Origin of the sequence: Rhodococcus sp. IEGM 1354 (genome assembly GCF_030056855.1) — a bacterium.
In the GTDB taxonomy this organism is placed as follows: Bacteria; Actinomycetota; Actinomycetes; order Mycobacteriales; family Mycobacteriaceae; genus Rhodococcoides.
On the sequence record NZ_JASHKT010000011.1, the window covers coordinates 47634 to 61973 of the forward strand.

Sequence of the window (14340 nt, forward strand, 5' to 3'; positions counted from 1 at the left end):
AACGGCTGCAGCTCGAAAATGTGGACTCAGAATCGACGACGCAGGCGCATTCCGATAGGGCGGCCGTCGGGGTCGACGAACAGTCGATAGGCGAGTGCGGCAAGTCGCTGCTGCCAGACGGGCGGCACCGTGATCTCGTGCATTCGCAGTCGGCCGACGGGTCGAGACTTCGCGGACGGGTTGCGGTGCCAGTTGTCCAGGGCGCTCGCGCTCGCCGAGACCACGTCGAAGAACTGCTGCGGATCGACGAGGTCGGCGTCGTCGCCGTCGGCTCGTCCGAGGTGTTCGCGTATCAATTCGAGTCGGAGATTGCGGGCGTGTGTTCTGGCGCCGTCGCCGAGGCCTGCTGGGTCCAGCGGTGCACGGTCGTCGCGCTGCTCGTCGACAATGGCAGCGGTCAGCTCGGAATCATGCGTCCAGGAGCGGCGATTGAAGTTGTCCGACCCCACTGCCGTCCACACGTCGTCGATGATGCAGACCTTCGAGTGCACGTATACCGGTATGCCGCGGTCGTTCTCGATGTCGAGTACCAGTACGCGATCACCGCCGGCCGCGCGGATGACGCCGAGCGCCGCCGAGTGTCCCAGCAGCGCAGAGGGAATGGTCAAGTTGCTGTCGTCGTCGAGGTGCTTGGGGACCACCACCACCAACCTGAGGTTCGGCTTGCGGCGCAGTGCCGCGGCGAACACACGTGCGACGTCGACGGACCACAGATATTGGTCCTCGATGTAGATCAGCTCGGTCGCCCGGTCGAGAGCTTTGGCGTACGCGCGGGCAGCGCTGCGCTCGCCTCTCGTGGCGAACGGGTAGGCGGGTCGTCGACGCGGGTAGGTGCGCAGTAGCTGCACCGAGCACGTGCCCTGCGGCTTCGGGGCTTCCGCCGCGGGAGGGAGTTCCGACGGTTCGCGCGTGACTCCGCGCAGGAAGTCGGGTATGGCGTGCCACGGAAGGCGCGAGAGCGCCGCGGGATCCTCCCAGCGTTCGCGGAAGACGTCCTCGACATCCCGGACTGCGGGTCCCTCGATCTGCACCTGAACGTCGTGCCACGCCGGGATCTCGCCGTACTCGGGCGGGAAGGGGCGCGAGACGGGATCGCCGAAGTGATCGGCGTCGTCGCGCCGAGCCCGGGCCAGATCGATACCGCCCACGAACGCGACGTCGGGCAGATCTTTCCTGCCGTACCGCACGACCACGAACTTCTGATGGTGGCTTCCGGTCACGAGCACGCGCTGGTCGAGAATGACCTCACCGCCTGCCTCCTCCAGCCGCAGTGCGAGCTTGCGGTTCTTCGGACCGGTGAAACCGAGGGTCTCCATGTGGGACCGCCACACCATGCCCTTGACGACACCACCGCGGTGCGCGACGGCGGCCAGGGCATCTTCCACGGTCACGCCGTCGTCGGTGAGGAGCTGCTCAGGGTCCCCGCGCCAATCGGTGAAGAGCACCAGATCGTCGCGCTCGGTCTGCTCGAGGGCCCGTGCGAGTGCGGCGAAGTAGGTCTTGCCGTGCACCAGGTTCTCGACGCGGTTGCCCTCGGTCCAGGCCGAGATGCGGGTGTCGTCGTTGCCTCGCTCGGGCGCGGTGAGGAACCACGGGTGCGCCGGGTCGAAGTCGCGCTCGGGGGCGATCAGAGCGGAGGTGGACCGGCCGAGTTTCTCGGCAACTCCGTCGACGACGCGCCGGATGCGCTGCACTATCACGCACGCATCATTTCACCCGGTTTGAAGGCGAGAGTGGGCGGGCACCCCGGCGATATGACTCAGGTACCCAACGTCACGCTCAGAAACGGCAAGCAGATCCCCCAGCTCGGTTTCGGCGTCTTCCAAATCGACGCCGACAAGACCGCGAACGCCGTCGAAACGGCGCTCGAGATCGGCTACCGACACATCGACACCGCGCAGATGTACGGCAACGAGAAGCAGGTCGGCGAGGGCATTCGCAACTCCGGCATCGACCGCGAATCGGTGTTCGTCACCAGCAAGCTCAACAACGGTTTCCACCGGCCCGACGACGCGCGCTCGGCGTTCGACAAGACGCTCAGCGACCTCGGAACCGACTACGTCGACCTCTTCCTCATCCACTGGCCGCTGCCCACCCGCTACGACGGCGACTTCGTCTCCACCTGGAAGACGCTGGAGGAGTTCGCCGCCGACGGCCGGGCCCGCAACATCGGCGTCTCGAACTTCCAGCCCGCTCACCTCGATCGCCTCGCCGAGGAGACCGAGACGGTGCCCGCTGTGAACCAGATCGAGGTGCACCCGTACTTCGTCAACCACGACGTGTGGGCCTACGGCCGCGAGCATGCCATCCCCACCGAGGCGTGGTCACCGATCGCTCAGGGCAACGTCCTCGACGACGCGGAACTGAAGCGAATCGCCGACGCCACAGGCAAATCCGTTGCGCAGGTGGTGCTCCGCTGGCACATTCAGCGTGGCAACATCATCTTCCCGAAGTCGGTGACGCCCGAACGAGTGAAGGCCAACTTCGACATCTTCGACTTCGAGCTGAGCTCGACCGACGTCGATGCGATCACTGCACTCGACAAGGGCGAGGAAGGTCGGAACGGCCCGAATCCGGATACGTTCGACATGATCCCGGACTAGAACGTAACACTGTGGGCCCGAACGTCTTCGGACGTTCGGGCCCACAGTGCTGTTCGGTCGGCGGTCGGGGCTTCAGGCCTTCAGGGCCGATCCGGTTGCGGCGATGACCTGTTCGGTGGTCACCCCGGGTGCGAGTTCGGCGAGCGCGAGTGTCCCGTCGCCGACGACGTCGATGACGGCCAGGTTGGTGATGATGCGGTCGACGACGCCCTGGCCGGTCAGCGGCAGGGTGCACGCGTCGAGGATCTTCGGGTTACCGTCGCGGTCGGTGTGTTCCATGACCACGATGACGCGTCGAGCCCCGTGCACCAGGTCCATCGCGCCGCCCATGCCCTTGACCATCTTGCCGGGGACCATCCAGTTGGCGAGGTCGCCGTTACGGGAGACCTGCATGCCGCCGAGGACGGCCGTGTCGATGTGCCCGCCTCGGATCATGCCGAAGCTCAGCGACGAATCGAAGTACGACGCACCGGGATTGACGGTGACAGTCTCTTTCCCGGCGTTGATGAGGTTGGCGTCGACTTCCTCCTCGGTGGGGTAGGGGCCGGTGCCCAGGATGCCGTTCTCCGAATGCAGAGTGACCTCGACCTTGTCGGTGAGATAGCCCGGGATCAGCGTCGGCAAGCCGATGCCGAGGTTGACGTACTCGCCGTCGACCATCTCGGCGGCCGTACGCTCGGCCATCTGGTCACGGGTCCATCCTGCGGTCATGCTCGAACTCCTGAACTGACAGTGCGCTTTTCGATGCGCTTGTCCTGTGGACCGGTATGTACGACGCGTTGGACGAACACTCCGGGAAGATGCACCTGGGCTGGGTCGATCTCGCCCGGCTCGACGAGCTTCTCCACCTGAGCGATGGTGATCTTGCCTGCCATCGCTGCCAGCGGGTTGAAGTTCATCGCCGTCTTGTCGAACACGAGATTACCTGCAGTGTCGCCGATCTCGGCATGCACGAGAGCGAAATCGGCGTTGATCGCCTCCTCGAGCACGTAGCGCTTGTTACCGAACGCTCGCGTTTCCTTGGGCGGTGACTCGATCGAGACGGAACCGTCGGCGTTGTAGCGCCACGGCATTCCGCCGTCGGCGATGGGGCTGCCGACCCCGGCGGGGGTGAAGAAGGCGGGTATGCCGGTGCCACCGGCGCGGAGACGTTCGGCCAGCGTGCCCTGCGGTGTCAGCTCCACTTCGAGTTCGCCGGCGAGGTACTGCCGGGCGAACTCCTTGTTCTCGCCGACGTACGACGCTGTCACGCGGCGAATACGTCCGGCTGCCAGGAGAATTCCCAATCCGTAGCCGTCGACGCCGCAGTTGTTGGAGAACACCTCCAATTCGTCCGCGTCGGTGCCGGCGATGGCCTCGATGAGGGCATCGGGGATGCCGCACAGGCCGAAGCCGCCGACCGCGATGGTCGCTCCTCTACCGATGTCCGCCACCGCGTCGGCTGCGGAGTCGTAGGTCTTTCCTGTCACGTGAACTCCTGATGTGTTCGTTGAGCAAACGATTGGTCCAGTGAACTCGACCTGCGGGCATTGCGGACGTTTTAGGGAATTCTGCTCGATTGTCGAACATGAAGTGCGTCGGCGTTCGCTCAGTGGACGTACAGTGGTGCGGTGACTGTGCTCGACGCCAATGCCGGCGTCATCGCCAAAGTGTGTGCTCTGCTCCGTGCTGCCAGTGCGGCGGAGGCAGTCGGGACCTCGACCACCGAGTTGGCGAGGGCCGCCGGCGTTGCGCGGCCGACGGCGCATCGGCTGTTGACGGAATTGGCCGACGAGGGATTCGTCGACCGCGATACGGGAACCGGACGGTGGGCACTGGGACCGGAAATCTATCTCCTCGGCTCCATTGCCGCGTTGCGCTACGACGTCACCGATCAGGCCCGAGATATAGTGCAGGACTTGGCAACACGGAGTGGTGAGAGCGCGTTCCTGTCCGCGCGTCGGGGCGGTGAGACGGTGTGTCTGCTTCGGGTGGAGGGCAGCTTCCCGCTTCGGTCGCATGTGCTGTACGAGGGTATCCGGTTACCGCTGGGGGTGGCCTCCGCGGGCTTGGCCGTCCTCGCTCATCTTCCGGACCGGGAGGTCGACGACTACCTCGACGGCGTCGATCTGGTGCCCGAGTGGGGAGCCGATCATTCGGAGTCGGCGATTCGCCACCGAATCGAGCTGACGCGGTCCTCTGGATACGCCGTCAACCCGGCGTTGCTCGTGGAAGGCAGCTGGGGACTGGGCGCAGCGGTGTTCGACCGTGGACGCAGGCCCGCATGGGCGTTGAGTCTGACCGGTGTGGAAACGAGGTTCCGAGAGGACAGACGGCGGGAGTTGGGAAAGATGCTGCTCGACGCCGCGCATCGGCTCACCCTGCAGGTGGGCACCCGTCCCGATCCGCTCTAGCCGTCCAGTTCTTCGAGAATGTCTGCGGCGTCCTGACTTCCGCCGGCTGCCAGCCGCTGCAGTTCGTCTCGATCCTCGCGCTCTCCGGCGCTTTCGACGAGCATGTCGACGGCGTCGCTGTTGCCGGCTGCGGCAAGTGAACGCAGGTCGTCGACGGTGCCCTGCTCCACCAATTCGTCGATCGCGTCCTGGTCACCGCCCGCAGCCCGTGCACGTAGTGCGGTCAGGTCGGATGGCGTGGATTCGGTCATGTTCGGAGTCTAGGTCGCCGGTGCGAGGCGAGGAACAATTCTCACGTACGCGATCATGCCGATCAGCTCCACCAACGTCTGCGTAACCACGACGACTGCGGCGAGGGAAAGAGCCGGCGGCAGCGCGAGCGCCAGAGGCAGCACCACCAGCGAGTTCCGGGTCGCACCGGAGAAGATCAAAGCCCGGGTCGCGGATACGTCCTGGTGGGTGACCCGAGCCGTCGCGAGTCCCACGACAGCCATGACGACCAGAAACGCGACGAAGATCGGCACTGCTGCGATCAGCTGAGATCCTTCGCTGCGGACCGCGTCGACCTGAGATGCGACCACAACTGCGAGGGTTGCCATCATGATCGTCACCATCGCCGCAGCCATGGCGTCCATGATGCGAGTGCCGAGGCGTCTGCGTCGTGCCAACCATTGAGTTGCCGCTGCCAACGTGAGTGGCAGCGCGATCAGCAGGAAGAACGCCTCGACGAACGGTGCGACGTCGATGATCTTCACCAGCTCGGGTCCTACGAACAACCACAGATACAGCGGCAAGAACGCGATCTGCAGCAGCATCAGCAACGGAGCAGCGGCGAGAAGTCGTTCCGAAGCAGCCCCGGCCAATCCGCTGAAAACGATGACGTAGTCGATGCATGGAGCCAACAGAACCAGAAGTATCCCGACGAGCACCGCTTCGTTACTCGCAACGAACCGGGTGAGACCGAACACGACGATCGGAACGAGTACGAAATTGAGCACCACGACGCTGAGCAAGAAACTCGTGTCGCGAAGCGATACACCGATGGCGGAGAACGGAACTGCGAGGAACGTCGCGTAGAGCAAGACGATCAGCACCGGATTGATGGCGATCTCGAATGCGGGAGCCGATGCCGGTGCCGCCAACCCGACAACAACTCCGGCGGCCAACGCCAGTAGATACAGCGGGATCTGGAACTTCTCCAGCCACGCCACTGCCGAACCGGTCACGTGGTACTCGTCGGTGAAGTGCAGAGGGTGGGCACGTACCGAGGATAGGCGTTGTCGGATATTCGGGGCATGTGGCTAGGCGTTCCCGATCAGGGTCACGTCGGTGCGACGACCTGGGGTTCGAAGGGCTCGGCGTTCTTGTCGGTGGGTCGAGATAGTCTTCTTTCAGTTCGAACGCATGTTCTTCGATTGCGGGTCACCGGGGGGTGAGAAGAATGGCTGCACCAGTGGTGTCGTTGGATGCGTTGACCGCTGCCGCGCGGGAAGAGAATCGGCATGCGGCTCGAAAGATCGCTGCCTGCTACGACTTCCACCTCACCTGTATCGCCCAGGATGCGAAGCATCGACACTACAGCCGGTACGGACGCACCGAGATGGCGGTGGCGTTGGGGTGCTCGGCGACGGTCGCCGAGACCTACATCTCTGTCGGGGTTGCCCTGCACACTCGACTGCCGCTGGTGAAGAAAGCATTCGAGGCCGGTGAGATCGACCTTCCGCGAGTGAGGGTGGCGTGCCGGATTCTCGACAACCTCTCGGACGACATCGTGCGGTCGGTCGAGGACGAGATCGTCGAAGCCGCGCGCCGACTCTCACCGGGGCCGTTGGAGAAGGAGATCTGGGACATTCTGCTGCGGGTCGCGCCGGAGGAAGCAGCGGCGTTGCGGGAATTCGCGAAGAAGTTCCGCAATGTTTCCTACGCCCCGGCCGGTGAATTGGCCCGGATCCGAGCAGAATTGACCGCCCCCGAAGCCGCCGCCGCATGGCAGCTCCTGGAGGAAATGGCCGACACGCTGTGCCCGAAAGACCCCCGCGGTAAGCAGGAACGACTGTGTGATGCGTTCATGGCGCGGATGCACGGAGAACCCCGGTTGGTATGCCTGTGTCAACGTGAAGACTGCCCGAAGAAAAATGCAGAGCTGCCGGATCGTCGGGTGCCGTTGACGATGATCACCGTCGACATCGCAACCCTCATCGGGCTGCTCGCGAATCCGGCCTATCTGGCCGGGCACGGTTCCATCGACCCCGACCTCGCTCGGGAACTAGCCCGCAACAGTCAGTGGCAGATTCTGCTCACCGAAGCAGTCACCCTCGCCGAGACACTGGGGCTGGCAGTGCAGAACCCGGAAACCGGGGAATGGGAACAACGCTCGACTGATACAACTGCCGAGCCGAACACGACAGAGCCCGAGCCGGCACAGTCGAACTCGGCAGAATCGAATACAGCGGAAACGAACGCAGCGGAATCGAATACGCCGGCAACGCAGACGGATACGGGCACGGGCACCGCAGCAAACACAACGGCACCGACGGCTGACATAACGGACAAGACAGCACCAGCGAACAAGGCAGCACCAACAACTCACAACGACAATGCAGAGTGGGTAGACGGTGCCGACCTCGATCCCGCGGGTAGCCCGCAGTCGGGCACCGACACAGTGACCAGATCACACACCCCGGAAACAGACAACGGCACCGAGCAGGCAGCATCGCACGCAGCGAGCCCTGCGCCACCGGACCCAGACCCGCACCCCAGGCCAAGTTCGAACCGAGCCTCGGGTTCGGCTGCAGGAGAATCCGGTTCGACCACCACCGACACACCACCCGAGCCGACCGCCGACCCCGACACTCGGCAACGGCGTCGGAATGCCTTGGCGTCCGCTGCAGCCCTGTTCTGTACCCACACCCCTGTCGGCAGGGGCACACGGCACAGCTCTGCCCTCGACCTATCCTCGGCGGTCCGCCCCGACAACCCGACGATCCGCCCCGCGGGCCGCACCGCACAGCGCACTTCCTCCGGCATCTACCTCGGCAATGCAGCCCTCGCCGCAGCCTTGGAAGCCGCCATCGCCGCCGACCCCGCCCTCGGGAAATCCGTAGCACGTGACCCCCTGACCGACCGAGCCCTGATCTACCGGCCCGACGCCCTCACCGCCGCCGCGGTCCGGCTACGCGACCGGCACTGCCGTTTCCCCGGCTGCCACCGACCCGCGGCACGCTGCCAACTCGACCACGTGATCCCGTTCGACCATGCCAATCCACTAGGCGGCGGCTGGACGACAGTCGACAACCTCCAATGCCTCTGCGACTACCACCACAGCGTCAAAACCGGCGGCTACTGGAGAGCAGTCATGCTCCCCGGCGGTGCCATCCTGTGGACCTCGGCATCGAAGACCACCCGAATCACCCTGCCAGCCAAAGGAACCGCAGTACCCATCATCGGCAACGACCTCCGGCCACACATCCCCACCCAACCCAGACGATCCGGCATCATCGCCTACCCCGACCCATCGGACAACGAACAGCCGGAGACGGACGACACGGCAGCACCGCCCTTCTAGAGGCCTCGTTCTTAGATACAGCGTTCAGTAGTCGAACGCCTCGAACCTGACGTCCTCACCAGCCAACCACTCCAGAACTGCTGCGTGTAGAGGAGGCGCAGCGCACACATAGAACTGCCTTCGCCCCACGTGGCCAACGGCTTTGACGTCGGCCTCGGTCATTCGTCGTATGTACGTCCGGGCTCGGAGCTGTTCGAGAGTGCGTACCTTGGCATGCCCGTCGGTGTCCAACTGTCCGGTGATGAACACCGTGATCGCCATCCCCAAGTGGCCGACCTGCTCGATGACGTCGACAGCGAGAGCCAGGTCCTCTGCGCGGATGCTCCACAGCAGGGTCAGCGCGAGTCCGGATTCGTGGGCAGCGTGCGCTTGCGCCATGAATGGCGTGATTCCGATCCCCGATGCCACGACCACTACGTCGTCGGTATCGGGCTGCGTATCGGCATACCTGGTGTCATCCTCGCCGCCGAAACCCATGACAGTGACAGTCAGGTCCGACCCTGGAGTCCATCGCGACAGCAGGCGGCTGACCGGTCCGTGCTCGCGAACGGTTATCTCGAACATATTGCTGCCCGAAGTGCTCGGTTCGCTGGACACCGTGAACGTTCTGACGAAGTCGTCGTTGAGGGAGCTGGGGTCGTGATCACGCATGTGCGACCAGCCACGATCGAGTCGATCCGAGAAGTCGAGGGTGACGTGTTGCCCTGCACGCCATCGCACCGGCGTCGACGATTCGCCCGGAGAAAGTCGGAATGTGTAGCGCGATATCGTCGGTGTGATCGGCAGCTTGTGGATCAGTGAGGCAAGCATTCTGTCCGCTGATCTGGGCCGCCGGCCCGAGTCTCCCACTTCGCGGGCCAATCTTCGAACCGGCGGGTTGTACGGCGACGGGTCGAGTAACGTGCCTCGGAACGCAAGGCCGTCTCGCACGAAGCGCACTGCCTCGATATCGATCCGTACAGCCATACTGCTATGTGGCAGAACACTTTCAGCGGCCTCGCCGATCAGTACCTCGGCACGTCCCGCTAGAAAGAGAATGTCGCCTGTATCGAAATCGGGAAAGGCGACTCCCACTGCCCGGTCGGAAGTGATATTCCCCAACGTCTGGTAGAGGCGGTTCCCCGAGTACTCCGGGTACACCAGGGCCACGCCCTCCGTGTCGGAGTTGCTGAATACCCGGACGAATCCTGGTGCCCCACCGCGAATGTTGGTGTCCATGCTGTGGGCACCGTGTCGGCTGGAGATGAGGAACGTGTCGGATCTGCCGATGAGAGCGAGGGCGTCGGCTGGTAGTGGGAGTGAATCGGTGATCAACTGCGGAGATGATTCGTGGGGTGTTATCGCCCGCTTGTTCAGATATTTGGGGCAGTTTCCGAGGGCTTCGTCGACTGCGATATTCACCTGCACGTCGATAGGTTCGCTGGACTCCGAAGGCGTTGTGTTCGTTCGCCTTTCCATCGTCATCCCGTCGTGCAGCCGTCCTGCGATCTTGACCCGGCCCCTGTGCTCGAGATCGACGACGAGGCCCGAGACCAGCTTTCCTCGTCCGTTCGTGGCTTCGTCGCCCACGAGACCCTCGAGCACGGGGTCGGTACCGGTCCATTGAGCGCCCGGCTCTGCGGGGCGAGGTTCGAGCCGGGTCCGAAACCTCACTCGGAGAACACTGTCCGCGGCCGCGGTTGCTGTTCCAGGAGCACCTCCGAGCAGCGTTGTCCACACACGGCCGTCGATGCCGATCGTTCCGAGCGCCACGAGTGGGCTCCGGCTCATCCAGGGTCCGTATGCGGCGGGCAGCCCTGGGACAGTGGGGTTGTCCTCGTACGGCACCTGCAGAAGACGGTGCATCGTCTCCTCCCCTGGATGCCACTGGCTCGGCACGTGGTCGTCATCTGTTCGCATGACGTCTGGCCCTTCTCGGAGGCTGTTGGCATACATGGCTATTGGGAACAACTGGTGCGAATCGAGAACGAGTTCTCTATCAGGCTGCGTGTCGCGCCCCGGAAGATCGATGAAGGAAGGTGGTGATCAGGGTGGCGACGTCGTCGAGGTGGCTTTCGAGGAGAAAATGGCCCCCGTCCAGTAGATGAATCTCCGCGTCGGGAAGATCACGCAGGAACGCGCGCGCACCGTCGGGTCCGAAGATTTCGTCGTTCTTGCCCCAGACAGCAAGGAGCGGGGGACGAGAATCGCGAAAGTAGCGCTGCACCGCGGGGTACAGGCGGACGTTCGTCGGATAGTCGGCGAACAGTCGCAGTTGGATCTCGTCGATGCCGGGGCGGGTGAGCAGCGCGTGGTCGTGGATCCAAGCGTCGGGGCTCAGGAGCGTCGGATCGGAGACACCGTGGACGTATTGCCATCGGACCGCGTCGAGTTCGAGTGCTTTGCGCAGCGGCGCAGCGGTCTCCGGTGTGCGGTTGTTCGCGTAGGTCCACAGCGGTGCCCAGAACGAGTCCACGAACCCCTCCTCGTACGCGTTGCCGTTCTGGGTGACGATGGCAGTGATGCGATCGGGATGGCTCAGGGCGAGGCGCCATCCGACGGGTGCGCCGTAGTCCTGGGTGTAGATCGCGTACCGGTCGAGACCCAGCTGCTCGAGGAGGTGATCGGTCACTGCGGTGAGCGCGTCGAAGGTGTAGTCGAAGTTGTCGACGGATGGAGCTGACGAGTATCCGAAGCCGATGAGGTCGGGTGCGATCACGTGAAAATGCTTGCTCAACAACGGGATGAGGTGGCGGAACATGAACGAGCTAGAGGGTGTTCCGTGCAGCAGCACGATGGTGGGATCGGCCGGATTGCCGGCCTCGCGGTAGAAGACTTCGAGTCCGTCGACTGTGGTGGTGTGGTGATGAACGGCGACCATGGATAACCCCTATGGGTAGTTGATGTGGTTACTCCCATGACCGAACCACGGTGGCCGTAACCTGTCAAGCGGTCTATGATGGTTACATGAATTCCGAGGAGGCACGGGCGATCGACGAAGCACTGCTGATCGACCTGCTCAACACCACGCCGGTGGTGGATGATCAGCCGATAGATCTCCTGGCGGACGATGCAGACGGTCGAGCCTGGTTGAGTGCACGCGGCGGGACCGGAAGCGCCGAGGAGCTTCGGGTGTGTCGCGCTGTGCGTGATGACCTTCAGCGGGTGGTGCGGGCGGAGATGTCACCGTCGTCGCTGAGTGCGTACCTGGAGGGCCTCTCACGCGTGCCGGTGTTGACCGATGACGCGCTCGAGTGGAATTTGCAGGTGTCCGAGGATCGTCGACTGGCCGGACGAATAGTGCTGGCCTGGGCGGACATTCGTGAGACTCTTCCCGGCGCACTGCGTCCGTGTGCGAATGACGAATGCCGTCTGTTTCTCCTGGATCGCTCGCGTGCGGGCACCGCGAGGTGGTGTTCGATGGCCACGTGTGGCAACAAGATGAAGGCCCGGCGGCACCGTGCTCGCGCGGCAGGCGACTGAATTCAGCGCGCAGCAGTGGGCGAGTGGGCGATCACCCCGTCGTGAACACAGTGCTGGCCGGCGCGGGGTGTGCCGTCTCCTGCTCGGGCGCAACACGCTGGCTTACGACCGACCGATCGTGGGCTCGCCGTACAGGAGGTGAGAGTCGCCCTCGGGCGCTAGGACCCGAGGGCGACCGAGGCTGGGGGTGTCAGACCAGGTTCCGAATGTGGTCGCGCGTGAATTCGATGCGCTCGTCGACGCGGCCGTCGCCGACCTTGTTCACCCACTCCGGATCGGAGAGCAGCGCGCGTCCGACGGCGACCAGATCGAACTCGCCGTCGTGGAACTGACCGGCCAGCGCATCCAATCCCGTCACACCGGAGGCCGCGTCCTCCGACCATGCCGAGGTGAACACCGAATCGAGTCCTACGGAGCCGACAGTGATGGTCGGAACGCCGGTGAGCTTGCGCGTCCAACCGGCCAGACCGAGTTTGCCGTCCACTCCGTCCAGTTCGGGGAATGCCGGGTCCCAATGCCGACGAGTCGAAGCATGCAGTACGTCGACGCCTGCGTCGACCAGCGGTGAGAGGACGCGATCGAGCTCGGCCGGGTTCTCGGCCAGGCGCGCGTCGAAGTGATTGCTCTTCCACTGCGAGAAGCGGTACACGATGGCAAAGTCCTCACCCACCGCGGCGCGGATCGCAGCGACCACCTGCGCGGGGAAGCGGGTGCGGGCCCCGAGCGATCCGCCGAATTCGTCGTCACGAAGATTGGTTGTGGCCCAGAGGAATTCGTCGAGGAGGTAACCGTGAGCGCCGTGCAGTTCCAGGCCGTCGAAGCCGGTGTTCTTCGCGTTGACGGCAGCCTGAACCCAGTGCGAGGTCAGTTCGTCGAGGTCGGCGTCGGTGAAGGCGCGACCGACCGAGGAGCCGTCGAGAGCGATGCCGGACGGGCTGACGGTGGTGACGTCGGGGAACAGGCGTGGCTCGGTGCCGCGCTCGACACCCAGGTGCCACAACTGCGGGATGATCGCGCTGCCCTCGGCGTGGACCGCGTCGACGACGCCCTTCCATCCTTCGAGGCTGGCGTCGCCGTAGATCCTCGGTACGCGGGTGTGCGGTCCTGCGGCGGGGTCGGGGATATACGTGCCCTCGGTGATGATGAGGCCGGTGCCGCCTGCCGCACGTTTGCGGTAGTACTCAGCCACGTCCGGGCCGGGGATGCCGTCGGGCGAGAACGCCCTCGTCATCGGGGCCATGGCGAAGCGGTTACGCAGCTTCAGCGACTTGACCTCGAACGGCTCGAAGAGCCCGGCGGTGGACAGGTGCGGTGTTGACGTTGCAGTTTCGGTCACGCCTGCGCACAACCTGGTCGGACTCCGAGCTATTCCCCCTCCCGGACTGTTAGCGTCGAAGCACTATGAGCCAGTCGCCGCTGATATCAGCTTCCGAATTACACGATCTGTTCGAGATGGGTCGCGGCCCAGTGGTCCTGGACATTCGGTGGACGCTCCAGAACGGCAGCGACAGAGCAGGTTACGAGGCGGGGCACATCCCGACCGCGCAGTTCGTCGACCTCGGTACGGAACTGGCGGCACCGCCGGACGACGGGAGTGGAGCCAGCAGGAACGACCCAGATGATCGTGGCCGCCATCCGCTGCCCGATGCGGACACGTTCGTCGCGGCGATGCGAGGAGCCGGAGTCGGCAACGATTCCGCGGTGGTGGTCTACGACGCGGGGCCGGCAACTGCGGCTGCGCGGGCCTGGTGGTTGCTCCGCTACTTCGGTCACCGGGATGTGCGCGTCCTCGACGGCGGGTTCGCGCGATGGGTCGACCAGGGATATTCCGTCGGCACCGAGCCCTCGATCGTGGCGGCCGGATCGTTCACGGCGCGGCCGCCGCTGGCTCGGGTCCTCGAAGTCGAGGACGTGCTGGAATTCGCACGCGAGAACGTCCTGCTCGACGCCCGCGCACCCGGGCGATTCCGCGGCGAGGTCGAGCCGGTCGATCCCGTGGCCGGCCACATCCCCGGGGCGATCAACAGGCCGACCACCGACAACGTCGATTCCGACGGGCGCTTCCTGCCCCCGGAGGTACTCGATGGCGCATTCGGTGGACTCGTACCGAAGGGAAAGGACGTCGCCGTGTACTGCGGCTCGGGCGTGACCGCTGCGCATCAGATTCTCGCACTGGAGTTGGTAGGTATCGATGCCGCGTTGTATCCCGGCTCGTGGTCGGGTTGGATCACCGATCCGACGCGGCCGAGGGCGTGACACACCGGCGCTGAGCTGGCTATTCATTCAACCAGGGTTGAACTTGAATCTGACTTCAACT

General features: G+C 64.4%; 13 protein-coding genes. 5 read left to right on the top strand and 8 right to left on the bottom strand.

Translation table 11 applies throughout. The features are described from left to right. Window positions 1-26 precede the first annotated feature (26 nt). Window positions 27-1700 (bottom strand): phospholipase D family protein, encoded by a 1674-nt coding sequence (locus tag QM588_RS21150; RefSeq protein ID WP_283316318.1) that lies wholly within the window; start codon window positions 1698-1700, stop codon window positions 27-29. Window positions 1701-1754: 54 nt separating this feature from the next. Here QM588_RS21150 and QM588_RS21155 point away from each other — a divergent pair, with 54 nt between their 5' ends. Next, window positions 1755-2603: an aldo/keto reductase gene (locus tag QM588_RS21155; protein ID WP_283316319.1), complete on the top strand. Its 849-nt coding sequence runs from the start codon at window positions 1755-1757 to the stop codon at window positions 2601-2603. Between the two features lie 72 nt (window positions 2604-2675). Here the strand turns inward: QM588_RS21155 and QM588_RS21160 are convergent, their stop codons facing one another. Then, window positions 2676-3314 carry a 3-oxoacid CoA-transferase subunit B gene (locus QM588_RS21160; RefSeq protein WP_283316321.1) on the bottom strand — a complete coding sequence of 213 codons (639 nt, stop codon included), beginning with the start codon at window positions 3312-3314 and terminating at the stop codon, window positions 2676-2678. Continuing rightward, entirely contained in the window at window positions 3311-4072 is a 762-nt protein-coding gene (locus QM588_RS21165) for a CoA transferase subunit A (RefSeq protein ID WP_283316324.1), read from the bottom strand. The genes QM588_RS21160 and QM588_RS21165 overlap by 4 nt, the downstream gene beginning before the upstream one ends. 141 nt (window positions 4073-4213) lie before the next feature. On the opposite strand from QM588_RS21165, the gene QM588_RS21170 reads away from it, so the two are divergent. Next, window positions 4214-4996 carry an IclR family transcriptional regulator gene (locus tag QM588_RS21170; protein ID WP_283316326.1) on the top strand — a complete coding sequence of 261 codons (783 nt, stop codon included), beginning with the start codon at window positions 4214-4216 and terminating at the stop codon, window positions 4994-4996. On the opposite strand, the gene QM588_RS21175 is transcribed toward QM588_RS21170, so the two are convergent. Then, window positions 4993-5247 (bottom strand): hypothetical protein, encoded by a 255-nt coding sequence (locus QM588_RS21175; protein ID WP_094717174.1) that lies wholly within the window; start codon window positions 5245-5247, stop codon window positions 4993-4995. The two genes, QM588_RS21170 and QM588_RS21175, sit on opposite strands and share 4 nt — an antisense overlap. Window positions 5248-5256: 9 nt before the next feature. Beyond that, window positions 5257-6222 (bottom strand): arsenic resistance protein, encoded by a 966-nt coding sequence (locus QM588_RS21180; RefSeq protein ID WP_283316328.1) that lies wholly within the window; start codon window positions 6220-6222, stop codon window positions 5257-5259. Window positions 6223-6437: 215 nt separating this feature from the next. On the opposite strand from QM588_RS21180, the gene QM588_RS21185 reads away from it, so the two are divergent. Next, window positions 6438-8561 (top strand): HNH endonuclease signature motif containing protein, encoded by a 2124-nt coding sequence (locus QM588_RS21185; RefSeq protein ID WP_283316330.1) that lies wholly within the window; start codon window positions 6438-6440, stop codon window positions 8559-8561. 24 nt (window positions 8562-8585) lie between these two features. On the opposite strand, the gene QM588_RS21190 is transcribed toward QM588_RS21185, so the two are convergent. Beyond that, window positions 8586-10406, bottom strand: a complete 1821-nt coding sequence (locus QM588_RS21190) for a pyridoxamine 5'-phosphate oxidase family protein (protein ID WP_283316332.1) — start codon at window positions 10404-10406, stop codon at window positions 8586-8588. Window positions 10407-10539: 133 nt separating this feature from the next. Beyond that, window positions 10540-11421, bottom strand: coding sequence for an alpha/beta fold hydrolase (locus tag QM588_RS21195; protein WP_283316333.1), 882 nt, complete (start codon window positions 11419-11421; stop codon window positions 10540-10542). A gap of 86 nt (window positions 11422-11507) precedes the next feature. Here QM588_RS21195 and QM588_RS21200 point away from each other — a divergent pair, with 86 nt between their 5' ends. Further along, window positions 11508-12023 carry a CGNR zinc finger domain-containing protein gene (locus QM588_RS21200; protein WP_283316334.1) on the top strand — a complete coding sequence of 172 codons (516 nt, stop codon included), beginning with the start codon at window positions 11508-11510 and terminating at the stop codon, window positions 12021-12023. Window positions 12024-12213: 190 nt separating this feature from the next. Here QM588_RS21200 and QM588_RS21205 read toward each other — a convergent pair whose 3' ends face one another. After that, the gene (locus tag QM588_RS21205) at window positions 12214-13359 is read right to left on the bottom strand and encodes an NADH:flavin oxidoreductase (protein WP_283316336.1); all 1146 of its coding nucleotides are present in this window, start codon (window positions 13357-13359) and stop codon (window positions 12214-12216) included. Between the two features lie 65 nt (window positions 13360-13424). Between QM588_RS21205 and QM588_RS21210 the strand changes: the two genes are divergently transcribed. Beyond that, window positions 13425-14279, top strand: a complete 855-nt coding sequence (locus QM588_RS21210; protein WP_283316337.1) for a sulfurtransferase — start codon at window positions 13425-13427, stop codon at window positions 14277-14279. Window positions 14280-14340: the final 61 nt, after the last annotated feature.

Excerpts from the sequence above, each read along its gene's own strand:
- QM588_RS21195 (WP_283316333.1), bottom strand. The coding sequence starts at position 11,421 with ATGGTCGCCGTTCATCACCACACCACCACAGTCGACGGACTCGAAGTC.
- QM588_RS21155 (WP_283316319.1), top strand. The coding sequence starts at position 1,755 with ATGACTCAGGTACCCAACGTCACGCTCAGAAACGGCAAGCAGATCCCC.
- QM588_RS21175 (WP_094717174.1), bottom strand. The coding sequence starts at position 5,247 with ATGACCGAATCCACGCCATCCGACCTGACCGCACTACGTGCACGGGCT.
- QM588_RS21210 (WP_283316337.1), top strand. The coding sequence starts at position 13,425 with ATGAGCCAGTCGCCGCTGATATCAGCTTCCGAATTACACGATCTGTTC.
- QM588_RS21160 (WP_283316321.1), bottom strand. The coding sequence starts at position 3,314 with ATGACCGCAGGATGGACCCGTGACCAGATGGCCGAGCGTACGGCCGCC.
- QM588_RS21190 (WP_283316332.1), bottom strand. The coding sequence starts at position 10,406 with ATGCACCGTCTTCTGCAGGTGCCGTACGAGGACAACCCCACTGTCCCA.
- QM588_RS21200 (WP_283316334.1), top strand. The coding sequence starts at position 11,508 with ATGAATTCCGAGGAGGCACGGGCGATCGACGAAGCACTGCTGATCGAC.
- QM588_RS21185 (WP_283316330.1), top strand. The coding sequence starts at position 6,438 with ATGGCTGCACCAGTGGTGTCGTTGGATGCGTTGACCGCTGCCGCGCGG.